This window comes from Alteromonas macleodii (assembly GCF_903772925.1).
In the GTDB taxonomy this organism is placed as follows: Bacteria; Pseudomonadota; Gammaproteobacteria; order Enterobacterales; family Alteromonadaceae; genus Alteromonas; species Alteromonas macleodii_A.
The window spans coordinates 4,104,703-4,120,625 of sequence record NZ_LR812090.1; the positions used below are offsets into that span (position 1 = coordinate 4,104,703).

Sequence of the window (15,923 nt, forward strand, 5' to 3'; positions counted from 1 at the left end):
AAACTGAGATACTTGCTAGTAGATTGACTTTAAATTGGGTTTGCTGTTTGCGGTTCTATATAGGTCGTATGCAACCTGATAATGCATCCATGCTTGGGCACTAATACCGCTCACAGCTTCGAGCTTACGAGCAAGCTCAATGGTTAAATTCGTATGCCCGTTAATAAACCTTGATAAATGTTTTGTTGAGATACTCAAACACTGTGCAATCTCATTTTGCTTCAGCGATGACTTTGACATGCACCTGCGTTTAAACACTTCACCAGGGTGAGGCCTTTTTAGATGTTCAGGTCTTGATACTCGCTCTCCAGTATCGATTAGTGCTTTGCCCCGGTCACTATTGTATTCAATACCTATGTGCATACTGTGTTTCATGGGTTGTATTCTCTGTAATCAAGGCTGAAACAATCGCCATCACTAAAAAAACATGTTACCGCTCCACACGGTTCTACGTTATTAACTGTAACCGTTACATACCAAAGAGCGCTTCCTTCAGCTTTTATGGCACCAATATCGATCAAATCTGAAACTTGTGATGCAGCATCTAAGTCAAATAACGCGTCCCAAACCTTGTGACGATATGCTACAGGAAGCCATTCATCATCATCACTCTGCCACATTGTAAGGAGCTTATCGTGGACAAAACTTATTATTGCCAATGGAACTCCAATTAAGATTACCATAGAGGTAATTTTTTCTCAAAAACATGTACACATTTTACCCAGTTATCAATGCAGCAACTTCGATCTAAAGTCCTGGTCTCGATTTGGCGCAACCTGACATCTCTATGTCATAAACACTCAGTATAAAAATGGGTTTTCGTTTTTGTTGCATGAGCGTTCAACAAAACGATGACATCACCAGTTACCTTACAAACTTATAAAGAGCAGGCATATGGATAGAAGAACGTTTATAAAGCTGTCGTCATTCGCAGGCGCGAGCGTGGCAGTGTCTACAGGGCTAGCGGGCTGTACCGTTAGCACTTCAGCAAATAGCCAACCGCAAACAAACGCTACCTTTACTCATGGTGTGGCTAGTGGAGACCCCTTAAAAGACGCCGTTATTATTTGGACACGCGCCGTGCCGACAACAAATTCAGGCTCAGGTTTAGCCAAAGCCGATATTTTATGGGAAATGGCGAGCGATGCCGACTTTACTGACATAGTAAGCAGCGGCATTGTTGAAGCGAAAGCAAACCATGATTTTACCGTAAAGGTAGACGTAACAGGCCTTAGTCCCGCTCGCCGCTATTTTTACCGTTTTAAAAGCGCTGATAATACAAGCCCGGTAGGCGAAACCCGCACACTGCCTAAAGCCGATGTGTCTGACGTTACGTTCGGCATATTTTCTTGTTCTAACTACCCTGCTGGCTTTTTCACGCCTTACATGGAAGCAGCGAAAAACGAAAACATCGATTATGTGTTACACCTCGGTGACTACATTTATGAGTACGATGGCAAGGGTTATGCGACAGAGCATGCAAAAGAGATTGGCCGAACTTACGCACCTGATAACGATACCGAGCTTTATACGCTGACCGACTATCGCAATCGCTATGCGCTATACCGCACGGACGAAGGTTTGCTGTCGTTGCATCAAAATAAGCCATTTATCGTCGTGTGGGATGATCATGAAATTACTAACGACACCTATAAAGACGGCGCGGAAAATCATCAAGCCGATGAAGGTGATTTTTATGAACGCCGCGCTGCGGCCGTGCAAGCTTATTATGAGTGGCTACCTATACGCCCACCGTTTGGCACAGAGCGTTTAGAGATTTATCGCCAATTTACCTTTGGTAAGCTTCTTGACTTATACATGCTCGACACCCGCGTTCTTGCCCGTGACAAACAGCTTGAATACGGTGACTATCGCGATGCTGAAACAAAAGCGTTTGACCAAGCTGGCTTTATGAAAGATATCAGTAATCCTAGTCGTGGGCTTTTAGGTGAAACCCAACGTAACTGGCTACATTCATCTATGCAGCAAAGTCAGGCTAAATGGCAGGTATTAGGCCAGCAGCTATTAATTGGCCGCATGCTTTTCCCTGTATCAATTTTTAACGGCGTTGAACGAAAAGAAATTCCTGCTCACGTTCACAAGCTGGCGAATATTAAACGCAAACAAATGCAAGGTGGCGAACTTAGCGAGCAAGAGCTTGCGCTTATCAATACCGTAATGCCTTACAACTTAGACGCATGGGACGGCTATCCCGTTGAACGGGAACAAGTTCTGATGCAGCTAAAATCCATCGGCAAGCCAGTTATTGCCCTTGCTGGTGACACACATAACGCTTGGCACAATAAGTTAACCCTGAAAGATGGCACAGAAGTGGGCGTTGAGCTTGCTACACCAGGCGTAACGTCGCCAGGTATGGAACATTACTTAAGCATGGATGATGAAATGGCAGAAACGCTTGCCGACGATCTTCCGCTTCTAATTGAAGATTTGCAGTACTGCAATCTTCACCAGCGCGGTTTTATGACATTGACCGTTAGCCAAGATAACGCAAAAGCAACGTGGCATTATGTGGATGCGATTTTAACCAAGGCTGGAAAAGTGGTTAACACGCATAGCTATGAGATAAACGCGTAGTAATTGGTATTTATTTAGATTAAGGCGCTTAACCAAGTTAAGCGCCTTAATTTGTAACTACTTCTAGAACTCGTAGTAAACACGCACACCAGCAATGCGTGGCATGCCTCGTACGAAGGTAGGAATACCTAAACCGCCGCCTGTATTACCTGCATCAATTAAGAACTCTTTATCAAACAGGTTGTTCACGTAAAACTCGTAGGCAAACTTGCTGTTGTCTTGAAGCAGCTTCACCGATACATCGGTCAGTGAGTAAGTATCCTGAGAAAGGCCAGGATAATTACTGCTTTCAAAGAACACCTCAGACTGGAAGCTGGTTAGCCAGTTAACATCAATGTCGAAGTTGTTCATGTTAAACAATTTATTGATGTTTATCGCGCCGCTAACCTCTGGCGCTAAGCGGAACTTATTGCCGCCGTACTGGAACTCAGAACCATCAGCTGTATTGTCTGCAAATTCAGCATCAAGGAAACCGAGGCTTGCTGTTAGCGTCAGCGTTTCACTGTAGTTATAAGTTGCCATGCCTTCAATACCCGACATGGTCGAATCACCTACAGTTACAGTAATCGACTGCAAGGTTTCTGCGTCGGTAAAGCTTTGCTGATAATCGCTGTACTCGTAGGTAAAAATGGCTCCCGAGAACAGGAAGTTGGCGCTTTGATACTTAACACCCAAATCGTAGCTGTCTACTATTTCAGGCTTGGTGACGTTAACGCCACCCGCATTAGCATCCACAACCGGTGAACGACGGCCTTTGGCGTAGTTCGCATATAAGTTCCAGTTGTTGTTTACATCGTAGCTTACTGCGAAGCGTGGCAATGTATCGTCAAAGTCTCGCTCGGCATCGAACGTGAACACACCGTCTGCAGTGGTAAAGGTATTACGCGTATAGCGGGTTTCATCAATGTAGCGAACGCCAGCCGTAACATTTATATCGTCGGTTACATAATAAGATACTTCAGCAACATAAGACGCTATGTCTAGCTCAGCTTCAAAGGTGAACGGCCCTTGTATCAAAATAGGCGGTAGCGCTGGGTTAGAAATAGGTGAGCCATCGGCATTAAATAGCTGCGACACTAACATGGCACGCAGCGCTTCAATGTCTTCTAACGACGCATCGGTAGCTATATTTTGGTTAAGTGGAATGTTGGAATTGGCCTCAAGCTGCGCTCTTACTGCATCGAAAGTACCGCGTATAAATGGGTCTACCATCACATAGTAAGGCAAAATAGAATCGTCTTGAGTAATAGACGCGCCTACAAACGCCGCTAGCTTATCACCAGAGTCATACACCAAACGCATTGATGCGCCTTGAAGCGTAGCGTCGTTATCAAAATAAGCGTCTTGAATACGAAGGGCAGAACCATCTGCATCAAAACCTTCACTTACTTCTACATCTTTATAATAGGCATCGGCGTGTAGGCTAAGCATTTGGTTGAAATCGTAGTTTACGGTTAAATCATAGGATTGAAGTGTACGCTCAATACCTAACTCACTGCCCAAGCTGAACTCAGCATCGGTGAAAGGGCTAGTATCTCCGCCATTTGGTGCGATAGAGCCAGATTTAAACGCGATACCCGGCTGGTCGTTGTATTCCATTGCCGCACGAGCAATAACTTCTAGATTTTCATAGCTTGCAAGCCAGGTTCCGCGAAGTGCTTGCACCGATACCCCCTGAAGATCTTCGCTATTGCACGGTACCTCTTCACCTAAATGGTTGTACATGCTTGCATTACCATAGTAGGAGTCAGCACTACAGGCATTATTTTCAACAATGCCATCCATTTCTCGGTAAAGCCCAGCAATACGGAAACTGTGGTTGTCGTTAATTGGCTGGTTATACATAAACTCCACTTCTTGGCCTTGCTCTGAGTTATAGCCAACCTGCACTTTGCCCTCTTGCTCAAAGGTAGGAAGATTGGAGTGAATGCTTACCGCGCCATTGGCTGCCGCCACACCAAATAGGGTTGGCTGTGGGCCTTTTAAAACCTCTACGCGGGCAATATCGTAAAGCGCCACACTGGCTACGGTTTTCTTACTAATATCAAAGCCATCTTGATATACCGATATGCGAGGCGTTGCCGACACTGACGACACATCATCGGTGACACCGCGAATATTAAAAGAAGGTAAGCTTACCGCCTGTTCCTGAATTTGAACGTTAGGCAAAATACGAGATAGCTCATCAAGCTCCATAATATTGGTGCGCTCTAGAAACTCGCTGCCTATAACATCCATAGTAACGGGCACATCCATTACAGACTGCTCTCGCATTTGGGCGGTTACCGTAATCTCTTCTATATAGTCATTTTCGCTTTCAGTGTCGGGCGCTAATTCTTGTGCAATTGCTGCGCTTGATAAAGCAAACGCAATTGTTGTGGCAAGCAAAGAGCGTGAACAAACGGGACGTGGATACAGAGGGCGCATTAAATCATTCCTTTCGTGTGCTTAAAGGGTATTTATGTATTTTTATAAGCATTTCGCCGATAGATTGGCGACATTGCTTACCTTTTAGAATTATCGAAGCACAAGAATGTAGAGCGCTTTTGAGACGGTTCGATGAAGTAAAGGTTACAAATGAAAGGCAATTTTGTGACAGTTGTATGCCATTCGAAAAATCTACGCCGCGATAAATGGCATAACAAAAAACGCCCCTTTGAATCATAGAGCAAACTAAGTACACTCATTCCACGTAGGACAAAAATAACTTTTAACTAAAAAGCGAAATGGAGACTGCAATGAAAAAATTAATGATGGCTACGGCTATTGGTGCTGCGACCCTATTAAGTGCTTGTAGTGCAGAGCATGGCACTACGCAGTGTACGACTGCACCTGAAGCTGAATGGCAGAACCAAGATGCGTTTCAGGCTCAGCTATTAGCGCAAGGCTACAAAATTAACGAGTTTAAAGTGACTGGTGGCAACTGTTACGAAATCTACGGCTTCGACAAAGAAGAAAACAAAGTAGAAATTTACTTTAACCCTGTTGATGGCAGCATTGTTAAAAAAGAAATGCACTAGGTGTGTTTTAGCAAACGACTCATAGATCGTTTGCTTTAATACTTGATAAAAACGCTGCAAACTATTGCAGCGTTTTTGTTTTACCTTAAGAAAGTTGTGTAATGTACAGACCTAAAGATACGCCTTCGGATATTTATATTTGGGATTGGGTAGTGCGCTTGTGCCACTGGGGCCTTGTCGCTACCTTTGTGACCAACTATTTTATTGTGGAGCCAGGTCGCCTTTATCATGAAATAGCTGGTTACATCGCGGTAGCACTTATATTAACAAGGATTTGCTGGGGCATTTTATCCACCAAATTCGAAGCTAGTAAAAAGGTTGCTACTGAATACGCAAGCTTTTCTAACGTGTCATTGCATCAACAAGCCTTCACTGAACATATTCAACACGTAAAACAAAAAAAAATTCCCACTCACCATGGGCACAACCCTTTCGGCTGGCTAATGATAATGGCCGTTATCACGTTACTGCTGGGTTTAGGTGTTACCGGTTTTATGATGGAAGAAATAGATGCCATGTTTGGCAATAGTACGCTGGAATGGATACACAGCATTATGGCCGATGTGCTTTACGCATGTGTGCTAGTGCATGTCGCTGCAGTGTTTGCTGTGCAATATATGGGAAATATTCAGTTAGTTCGCCCTATGCTCACAGGCTGGCGGAAGCGCTAAGCCCCCGCAAACTATCTTAATCATTTAGGCGTTTGCTATCTATTACGTACTGGTAGTATTTAGCTATCTAAAGGTCGCTTTGCTTCACGCACCGCTTTGGGATGCATAAGTTTTTCTAAGCGAGCGAGGTATGACGCTATTTGCTGGTGCTGTTTCTTATCATTGGTCACCGAGTTATACAGCCAGTGATACGCATCTTCATAGTCGTAAGGACTGCCGTGACCTTCTAAAAACAACTCGACCAAACGAAGCTGCGCTTTTAGGTTTTTAAGTGCCGCGGCTTCTCGTAAGTACACCACTGCGCGAGATTTATCTTGTTGTACAAGCGTGCCCTTTGCATAGTAACGCCCAAGCTGCTCTAGTGCCGCAGGCAAACCTTGATTTGCTGCATCTTCCATATAACCAATACCACGAGCAGGTTCAGCATCTACGCACACACCCCACGCCAGCATATCGCCCCATAAAAATTGGTAGGCTGGAATTTTTAACACATCAGCGCGAGCTTCAATGTCTTGAACAAGCTGACACCTGTCTGCTACCACTTTATCTAGGTGAGTATTCGCGTTAATCATGTCGATGAGCGCGTCTTGGCTGTATAGCTGAACTGCACGAAGCTCTTCTATCGTCTCACCTTCAAGCGCATGAGCAGAAAACCCCGCTACGGAGGCACAGATTAATAAAGCAGTAGATATAATTCGTTTCATAGCTAAGCAAAAATGTTGATAACGCAAACTTAGTTTAGTTATCGACCTATTATAGATTAACTTAACCAATAGACGCTTTTCTTTACGTAAATAGTCACAAGCGGCCAAAGCATTTTCCACTTTAGCCTCTTGGTTAAAAGATATAGCAAAAAGCGTTTGGGCTAATGACTACTTTTTCGCGGGCACATGGCGGATTGGATATGGCGGGCATGGTCGGCTAAATCAATACCTAAATCAGTTAAGTATCCACCGTCAGGCTGGGTAATTAAGCCTTTCGAGTACAGCCTGGACGCCGCGTTCACCATACTTTGACTGGCATCGTGATGGATTTTCAGCCCCTGAAGCAGACTGTCTGCAGGAAATTTCATTAGCAAATTTAACTCGTCTAGCATGTCCTGATCGAATGAACTCATGTAACCACCTTAGGCAAAAAAGGGTTATTAAGGTTTTAATACGCACATTGCTGCAGCGTGTTATCGCAAAGCACTAAAATAAAAGAGCTAAAGTGAGAATACGCACGCCATGTGTTATTGGCCCGTAATTGTTAAAATTCATAACATATTGCTATATCACACCTAAATAGCGTCACTGTAAAGGTTAATTTGTCTGTAGAACGTTTAATGTTGGTTTCACACCGCTAACTGATCGGACTTTGTTGGAAAATGGTATATTCTTGCCATAAATAACGTGTGTGGATACGCCAAACAGATGAAGTACAAAGATTTACGCGACTTTATTCGCCAACTTGAAGCAAAAGGCGAGTTGGTGCGCATTAGCCAGCCCATTGATACTGACCTTGAAATGACAGAAATTGCCGATAGGACTTTGCGTGCTGGCGGCCCTGCGCTGTTGTTTGAAAACCCTAAAAACCACGATATGCCGGTACTGGCCAATTTATTTGGTACGCCAGAACGCGTAGCGATGGGCATGGGGCAAGACTCTGTTGAAGCGCTGCGCGAAGTGGGCAAACTACTGGCTTATTTAAAAGAGCCTGAGCCACCAAAAGGGCTTAAAGATCTTTGGGAAAAGTTACCTGTGTTTAAACAGGTGCTGAACATGCCTGCTAAAGTGTTAAAAAAAGCCCCTTGTCAGGAAGTGGTGCTTACCGGTGACGATGTAGACTTATCAAAAATTCCTGTGCAGCGCTGCTGGCCTGGAGACGCTGCACCTTTGGTAACCTGGGGGTTAAGCGTTACGAAAGGACCACACAAAAAGCGCCAGAATTTGGGTATTTACCGACAGCAGGTTATTGGCAAAAACAAACTCATTATGCGCTGGCTATCACACCGTGGTGGCGCCCTTGATTTCCGAGAGTGGTGTCAAACCCACCCGGGCGAGCCTTACCCTGTCTCTGTGGCACTTGGTGCAGATCCAGCCACAATCTTAGGCGCGGTTACTCCTGTACCGGATACACTTTCAGAATATGCTTTTGCAGGCCTACTGCGCGGTGATAAAACCGAAGTAGTTAAGTCTATTAGTAACGATTTGCAAGTTCCTGCCAGCGCAGAAATAGTGCTTGAAGGCTATATTGCTCAGGATGAAACTGCGCCTGAAGGCCCTTATGGCGATCACACGGGGTATTACAATGAAGTCGACGACTTCCCTGTGTTTACCGTTACCCATATAACCCATCGCAAAGATCCTATTTATCATTCTACCTATACAGGTCGTCCACCCGATGAGCCAGCCATTTTAGGTGTCGCCCTAAACGAAGTGTTTGTGCCAATTTTACAAAAGCAATTCCCAGAAATTGTCGACTTCTATTTGCCGCCAGAAGGTTGTTCTTATCGTATGGCGGTAGTTACCATGAAGAAACAGTACCCGGGTCACGCTAAACGAGTGATGATGGGGGTGTGGTCTTTCTTACGACAGTTCATGTACACGAAATTTGTGATAGTGTGCGATGACGACGTTAACGCGCGCGACTGGAACGATGTTATCTGGGCCATCACTACCCGTATGGACCCCGCCCGCGACACAGTGATGATAGAGAATACACCTATCGATTACTTGGACTTTGCGTCACCGGTTTCAGGGCTGGGCTCTAAAATGGGCATGGACGCGACAAACAAGATGCCGGGCGAAACCGACCGTGAATGGGGCGTACCCATTGTGATGGACGAAGACGTTAAAAAACGGGTTGATGATATTTGGGACAGTCTTGGTATTATGTAGCGACTATTTTTAGTGCTATTTATTTTGTATTGAGCATGCGCTTGTCTTAAAGCGCATAAAAAGGCGACACGCTAGCAAGAAGGTTTAAAGAGAATACATGTCAGAGATTAAGTGTAAGGTTGCAAGCATCACGCCTTTAACCGAAGTGGTTCAAAAAGTTGAATTAACGCCAGAAAGCCCTGTTAAGTTTAAGGCGGGTCAGTACGCTATGGTGGTAATGGGCGAAAAAGATATGCGCCCATTTTCTATTGCTAATGCCGCCTTCGATAATAGCCGCATTGAATTACACATTGGTGCAGAGCCTGGCAACAGCTACGCCGGTGAAGTACTAGAGCGCATGCGTGCAGATGGCGAAATTACCGTAAATGTGGGTAATGGCAATGCCTTTTTGCAAAGTAATGGCCTGCCTATGGTGCTTATTGCTGGTGGTACAGGCTTCTCGTATACCTACTCAATTCTGCAAGAGCACCTTAACAGCGGTGATAAAACACCACTTACCCTTTATTGGGGTGGAAAACACACGGCTGATTTGTATTTAGCCGATGAGCTAACAGCGCTTGCTGAAGCAAATGAGCACTTCACTTTTGTGCCGGTTGTTGAGTTTGCATGTGATGAGTGGAAAGGCAGAACGGGCTGGGTGCATCACGCAGTAATGGCTGATCACGCTGACTTTGCGAACGTTCAAGTATATGTTGCCGGCCGCTTCGAAATGGCAAAAGTCGTGCGCGACGATTTTACTCAGCGCGGCTTAAAAGTTGAGAACTTGTTTGGCGACGCGTTCGCGTTTATTTAAGCCAATTACATAAGGGCTTGTTAAAACCTATCGCCATCGAATCGTCGTTGGCGTTTTATTATGTATATTTGCAATGCTACATAACTCTGCGGGTAGCGTTATCTGCCGTTTCATACTAACTTTAGCTACTGTTATTTAATCTCCACACCTCTCAACTGTTCATTTATCACACTACCATCTTTACTTTTTATCAGAAAGTAAAGAATAGATAGTTTTAAGCTTGCGACAGTTGGCTAGTTTAAATCGTTTACTCCAATTGTAGCTAAGCCACGTATTGGTTATGGTGAAAAGATAAATACTGGAGAGAACAATGATAAAAAACCTATCCGCACTCGCTAACATAAGCGCCAAAATGAGAAAAAATAGTCTGCTGGCCTCTGCCATATTATTAAGTAGCACTGCATCTTTCACTGCATACGCACAAAGCGAGCAGCAGCAATCCCTTTATGATATCGCTGAGAGCGTTTCTGCTGAAAATATCGAAAAAGACATTACTAAGCTGGTCAATTTTGGCACTCGCCATACCCTTTCTGAAACCGAGTCTGATACACGTGGTATAGGCGCTGCGCGCCGCTGGATTAAATCTGAATTTGATAAAATTTCAGCTGAGTGCGGTGGTTGCTTAGAAGTGTACTACCAATCAGAAGTGATTAGTGGTGAGAAACGTATTCCAGACCCAGTGGAAGTGGTCAGCGTTATTGCTATCCAGCGTGGTACTACTGACCCAGACCGCTACGTAATCATGTCCGGCGATATTGATTCACGAGTGTCTGATGTGATGGATTTCACCTCTGATTCACCGGGTGCCAACGACAACGCCTCTGGTGTTGCAGGTACTCTTGAAGCAGCGCGAGTATTATCAAAGTACAAGTTTAACGGCAGTATCGTCTATGCCGCTTTATCTGGTGAAGAGCAAGGGCTTTTCGGCGGACGTATTATGGCAAACCAAGCCCAAAAAGACGGCTGGCGAATTAAAGCGGTTCTAAACAATGACATGATAGGCAACATTGAAGGGGTAAACGGTGTGATCAACAACACCACCGCTCGCTTATTTGCCGAAGGTACACGCGTAACAGAAACAGATGATGAAGCTCGCATGCGCCGCTTCACCGGTGGTGAAGTAGACTCGCCAAGCCGAAACCTTGCCCGCTATATCGATAAAATCGCCGATAAATACATTGAAAATTTAGACACTATGGTGATTTATCGCCTAGACCGCTTTGGCCGTGGTGGTCACCATCGCCCGTTTAACGACTTGGGCTATCCGGGTATACGTATTATGGAAACTAACGAAAACTACACCCGTCAGCACCAAGACCTTCGCGTAGAAGACGGTATTGCCTATGGTGATACTTTAGATGGCGTTAACTTTGATTACGCAGCTAAGCTTACCGGTTTAAACGCTGTTTCTCTTGCAGCAATGGCGTGGGCACCGAACCCACCTGCAAACGTACAAATTGCCGGCGCTGTTCAGCCTTCAACTTTTTTGAAGTGGGATGCGTTAGATGCTAAAGAGAACCCTCAGCTTAAAGGATTCAAAGTATATTGGCGGCATACTGATGCGCCGCAGTGGGAATATAGTAAGTATGTGGGCAATGTGACCGAAGCCATGCTTGAGAACGTCGTTATCGACAACTACTTTTTTGGCGTTGCCAGCGTGAATAAAGACGGTGTTGAAAGCGTTGTGGTTTATCCAGGTCCCGCGGGAAGCTTTGGAGAATAAGCGTTTATATTGAGCGTTTATTTTCAGCGTACCTATACGCACCCAAGCACGCACCCAATCACTCATCCAAACAAGTTTGTGACGTTAAGTTGGTAATGAAACTGGCTTAACGTCACGAATGACTTTACTCAACAAAAGCCTGCCTAGACGTCAGCATTACGCACAATCTATTGATGCCGCTTACATTTTGTTAATTTAAACCAGTGCGGGTTTATTGGAATTAAGTGACTAACTACATTACAGTGTAGTAAATGCATGACGGCAGTTCGGAGTTCACTTTTGGTAAGATTCAGCGCGCTTTCGCTTTCCTTTTTCACTCGACGCCTTGCCTTGTTAGGCATCAGCCTAGCCCTTTGTTTAGTTAACATTTCTCCTTTACAAGCTGCCACAACGACTTTGGGTGCCGCCACATTTGAAACTTATATTAGTGATGATGGTGAGCCTGCTCGAATTAATGCTTTGCTAGAAAAGGTGTTCGAAAAGGCGGGGCTGGATATTCAACTTCAGGTTATGCGACAAGCTTTTTTAGGTAGTTCTGTACTAACAGGGAAACTAGACGGTGAGTTTGCCTACGTAAATTTGGGCGAGGACAGCACTAATTATTTTCTATCCGATATTTACTTACCTGTTTACCTTTATGCGGTAAGTAAGAAGGCAAACGTAGAAGACATAAAGCTTTTTCCACACTTAAAAGGTAACCGGGTTGCGATTGAAAACCGCTTTGCAAACACCCCCTCGTTCAGACTACTTAAAGATATAAAATGGTCGCGCAACCCCACTACGTTTGATGCCTTTCGCCAACTTGCCGATGATAGAGCACCCTACTTAGTTACCACCCAGCTTCTCACGCGAGAGCTAAACATACTGCTGGCTAACGATAACGAAGAAACACTGCATTTTTCAGCAAAACCTTTAGCCAAGACGGGTTTTCAAATAGCTATCAGTAAAAATGTTGCCAGTGCTAAAAGCATTATTGCGAAATTTAACCAAGCCGTATCGACATTGCAGAATAGCGGTGAATTCAACCTGCCTCTCGCCTTAGCGTGGCTAAGCAAAGATGTAAATGGCGATGGCGTAGCTGACTTTATTGGGCACAGTAGCATAACTACAACCGCTGACTTACTAGACACGGCTTACTCTCTTGATGGTAAGCCTACCTCTGACAGCAGCATGTTTTATATTGATGGTGAGCAATATACATCGTTAGAAGAGGCACGCTCAGTACTCTCAGCTAAAGAAAGCTTATCGGCCCGCCAGTCACTTTTAGATAAAACTATCTATAAACAGCTGCTTCGCCGCTGGTAAGTCAAAGACTCAAATAGAAGTACAGATATTACTGCGCTTTTGGGTAGCACAATTGCAGACTTCAAAGTTTGTAAAGTAATAACCTGATACACCCTTAGCCTTATCAGCCATCTGCAAACTCGCCGCTAATAAGGCTTATGGGTGCTAGTAGAAAGCGTTAGAGTGACGTCTCTGGTAAATACATTTCTAAAATAGTCAGCAGTTCTTCGCCATCAACGGGCTTAGATACGTAGTTATTGAAACCCGCTTTAAGCGCTTTTACTCTATCTGATGTATACGCATAAGCCGTTAGGGCTATCGTATTAAAATTAGCAATCTCTGGATTCTGGCTGGCTCTTATTTTCGTTACCAATCCTAATCCGTCTAATTCAGGCATACCTATATCGGAAAGCAGCAGATCGAAGGCTTCAGGCATGTCATTAAGCTCTTTCCATGCCAGCAAGCCGTTTTTAACTACGTTTACGCGAGCACCATTAGATTCAAGAAAAAGCTTTATGAAGTCACGGGCGTCTCGCTCGTCTTCCGCCACCAATATTCGCAAACCACTTAAACGTAAAGACTCGGTTAAATCACTGATTTCACTGTTTTTGGTTTCGATAATTTCATCGTGCAAACTCAATGGTGCGATAGGCAGAGTAACGTAGAACGTAGTACCCGTATTAGGCCCGTCGCTTTCTGCGGAAATTTCACCGCCGTGCATTTCAACCAAGCTTTTTACAATAGATAAGCCTAACCCAAGACCAATTTTATTGTGGGAATCTTTGCCTTGGTAAAAGCGCTCAAACACATGGGCTAGTTGTTCGCGTGTCATACCTTTCCCGTTATCTTTCACACGAAATAGGTAGTTTGAATGCTCTCTTTTACCACGTACATGCACAGTACCGCCTTTTGCGGTAAATTTAAGAGCATTGCTTAATAAATTATTTATAACCTGCTTTATGCGTAAATTATCGCCTAATATCTGGGTATGTTCGTCTTCGCAATTTATTGAAAGTTGAATGTTCTTACTTGCAAAGCCTGCTTCAAATGACTTTGCTACCTCGGAAATAGACGAGGCAATATTTAACGAATGGGTACTTAGCTTCATAGTTCCCGAAATAATTCGAGATAAATCTAAGATGTCGTTTATTAAGGCGGCTTGCGTAGACGCAGCGCGTTTGATTACTCCCAACGCATCCTTCATTCTATCAACATTCCCCACATCCATAAGGGCTAAATCTGTCCACCCAACGATAGAATTAAGTGGAGAACGAAGCTCATGTGAGATACTGGCAAGAAACTGATCTTTAGCCTTGTCCAATTCTTCTAACTTGCTAATTTGCTGATCTGAAGAGGCTTTAAGACTGAGGGCATAAGGGATAAACAAATGGTCAAAGCCTTCAATAATTAGCTTATCATCTTCGCTCCACTCTACCGATTCATCAGCCACGCTCTGCAGGTACAAATCGAAAGAGTTACGGGGGGTTAGTGACTTACTAATGTCCTTTTTAGCCGCTTCTCGACCTGCCCAGCGAATTGTTTTATCACGCTGTTCGCGAAACCATACGGTGAAATAACCCAACTTGGCAGATACACAAGAAATGTACATACCGCGTATACCGTTTAGCGAACAGTTTTCAGAAACCTCGTCTGCTAAGCGATTGATGGCTATCGACTGCTCTGAATCGCTGATAGAAAATTTACCTAACAACCGGGTTAAGGTTTCCTCTGAAGGAGTTTTTCCCACAAAGTAATTACCTGTGGGTGTAATCACTGCCATGCCACAAGCATCAGCAACTTCCAGCAAAGGGGTTTCTTTATGCGAGATGGCCTCAAGTGGGTTTGAGTAAGAGGTGAGTTGGTGCACGATATTGTTTAGCTTACGCTGGCGCCCTTGAAACTGCTCTTTTTTATTATGAAGCGCTTTTGTATGCATTTGCCAAGCATAAAGGTGCCCAAGCGATTCGCAGACTAAACGCTTTTTCTGGTCGATGTATTTGGGCTCGCTATTGTGACAAGCAAGTAGTCCCCACAGCTTCCCTTCAAACACGAGGGATACGGAAAAGGACGAACGAACCCCCATATTTTTCATATAGTTAATATGAACAGGTGAAACTGAACGCACCATAGACATGGAGAGATCTATTGGCGCGCGTTCAGCTTCAGCTAAAGGCGGCTGTAAAGGTACAGGTTGCTCTTCGACATCTAATACACAGCGGACACGGTTCTTAAGGTAGAGCTCTCGGGCTTGTTTGGGAATATCCGATGCGGGAAATTTTAACCCTTTAAATGAACGCGAGTCTGATTCAGCTGCTTCACCAATGACCTCGCCGCAATATTTATCATCAAATTGATAGACCATCACTGAATCGAAGTCGATATAATCTTTAAACACCTTCGCTATTGCATCTGCGACATCATTAATCGAGTCTTTATCATCTACGTTAGGTAACAAGGCGCGAATATCTACATCCATTGGTACCCATTGCTGGGCTGCTTCATAGCTTAGCTGAGGTGTTGGTTCTAGCTCTATTACCAGCAAACCGTTAGAGTCGAATGCAACGCCGCTGCCTTCCTTTTCCCAGTTGTCTAGCCAAAGTGCATTTTTTGCAAACTTCCACTGATATGCGTGGCGAACACTTTCACCTTTTACTGCGTTATGGATAGTTTTGAATGTAGGCGCGTCTGCTGAAGGCACATCAATTAGGTCTGTGACAGGTGTTTCTCCCGCCACTATATCTACTTTAAATAGCTCTTTTATGTTTTTACTGAATACTTGAATTTTTTTGGTATCGGGATTTATCGCGATAACATATCCAAAGCTCTGAACGCTTTCGATTAAATGAATGGCCTCGTCTTCACAATTTTGAAGTGAGGGCTGTGAATATTGATATCGTTGCATTACTTCACGCCGAGAAATTTGGAAAGCGAGCTTTCATGATTAGAACAGTAATTCTC

General features: G+C 44.3%; 13 protein-coding genes. 7 read left to right on the plus strand and 6 right to left on the minus strand.

Going from position 1 to position 15,923, the window contains the following annotated elements; translation table 11 throughout:
• Positions 1-15: 15 nt before the first annotated feature.
• Both PCAR9_RS17605 and PCAR9_RS17610 read right to left on the minus strand, forming a co-directional pair.
• Positions 16-375, minus strand: a complete 360-nt coding sequence (locus PCAR9_RS17605) for a HigA family addiction module antitoxin (protein WP_136783361.1) — start codon at positions 373-375, stop codon at positions 16-18.
• Entirely contained in the window at positions 372-659 is a 288-nt protein-coding gene (locus PCAR9_RS17610; protein WP_179984723.1) for a hypothetical protein, read from the minus strand. Before PCAR9_RS17610 ends, PCAR9_RS17605 begins: the two co-directional genes overlap by 4 nt.
• A gap of 235 nt (positions 660-894) precedes the next feature.
• Here PCAR9_RS17610 and PCAR9_RS17615 point away from each other — a divergent pair, with 235 nt between their 5' ends.
• Entirely contained in the window at positions 895-2,595 is a 1,701-nt protein-coding gene (locus tag PCAR9_RS17615; RefSeq protein WP_179984724.1) for an alkaline phosphatase D family protein, read from the plus strand.
• Positions 2,596-2,658: 63 nt separating this feature from the next.
• Here PCAR9_RS17615 and PCAR9_RS17620 read toward each other — a convergent pair whose 3' ends face one another.
• Positions 2,659-5,022, minus strand: coding sequence for a TonB-dependent receptor (locus tag PCAR9_RS17620; RefSeq protein ID WP_179984725.1), 2,364 nt, complete (start codon positions 5,020-5,022; stop codon positions 2,659-2,661).
• 311 nt (positions 5,023-5,333) lie between these two features.
• Between PCAR9_RS17620 and PCAR9_RS17625 the strand changes: the two genes are divergently transcribed.
• Both PCAR9_RS17625 and PCAR9_RS17630 read left to right on the plus strand, forming a co-directional pair.
• A complete protein-coding gene (locus tag PCAR9_RS17625; protein ID WP_014950922.1) occupies positions 5,334-5,615 on the plus strand; it encodes a PepSY domain-containing protein in 282 nt (93 codons plus the stop codon).
• 101 nt (positions 5,616-5,716) lie between these two features.
• Entirely contained in the window at positions 5,717-6,286 is a 570-nt protein-coding gene (locus tag PCAR9_RS17630; RefSeq protein ID WP_179984726.1) for a cytochrome b/b6 domain-containing protein, read from the plus strand.
• A 59-nt stretch (positions 6,287-6,345) separates the two neighbouring features.
• Here the strand turns inward: PCAR9_RS17630 and PCAR9_RS17635 are convergent, their stop codons facing one another.
• Together PCAR9_RS17635 and PCAR9_RS17640 are read right to left on the minus strand one after the other, a co-directional pair.
• Entirely contained in the window at positions 6,346-6,990 is a 645-nt protein-coding gene (locus tag PCAR9_RS17635) for a tetratricopeptide repeat protein (RefSeq protein WP_179984727.1), read from the minus strand.
• Between the two features lie 161 nt (positions 6,991-7,151).
• Complete coding sequence (locus PCAR9_RS17640; RefSeq protein ID WP_179984728.1) at positions 7,152-7,403, minus strand: TIGR02647 family protein; 252 nt, start codon at positions 7,401-7,403, stop codon at positions 7,152-7,154.
• Between the two features lie 295 nt (positions 7,404-7,698).
• Between PCAR9_RS17640 and ubiD the strand changes: the two genes are divergently transcribed.
• From ubiD to PCAR9_RS17660, 4 genes are all read left to right on the plus strand, one after another.
• Positions 7,699-9,165 carry a 4-hydroxy-3-polyprenylbenzoate decarboxylase gene (gene ubiD / locus PCAR9_RS17645; RefSeq protein WP_179984729.1) on the plus strand — a complete coding sequence of 489 codons (1,467 nt, stop codon included), beginning with the start codon at positions 7,699-7,701 and terminating at the stop codon, positions 9,163-9,165.
• A gap of 97 nt (positions 9,166-9,262) precedes the next feature.
• Positions 9,263-9,958, plus strand: coding sequence for an NAD(P)H-flavin reductase (gene fre, locus PCAR9_RS17650; RefSeq protein WP_179984730.1), 696 nt, complete (start codon positions 9,263-9,265; stop codon positions 9,956-9,958).
• A 310-nt stretch (positions 9,959-10,268) separates the two neighbouring features.
• On the plus strand, positions 10,269-11,681 hold the full coding sequence (locus PCAR9_RS17655) for a M28 family metallopeptidase (RefSeq protein ID WP_179984731.1): 1,413 nt from the start codon (positions 10,269-10,271) through the stop codon (positions 11,679-11,681).
• Between the two features lie 279 nt (positions 11,682-11,960).
• The gene (locus PCAR9_RS17660; RefSeq protein ID WP_179984732.1) at positions 11,961-12,986 is read left to right on the plus strand and encodes a substrate-binding periplasmic protein; all 1,026 of its coding nucleotides are present in this window, start codon (positions 11,961-11,963) and stop codon (positions 12,984-12,986) included.
• Between the two features lie 157 nt (positions 12,987-13,143).
• Here the strand turns inward: PCAR9_RS17660 and PCAR9_RS17665 are convergent, their stop codons facing one another.
• A complete protein-coding gene (locus tag PCAR9_RS17665) occupies positions 13,144-15,867 on the minus strand; it encodes an ATP-binding protein (RefSeq protein ID WP_179984733.1) in 2,724 nt (907 codons plus the stop codon).
• Positions 15,868-15,923 lie beyond the last annotated feature (56 nt).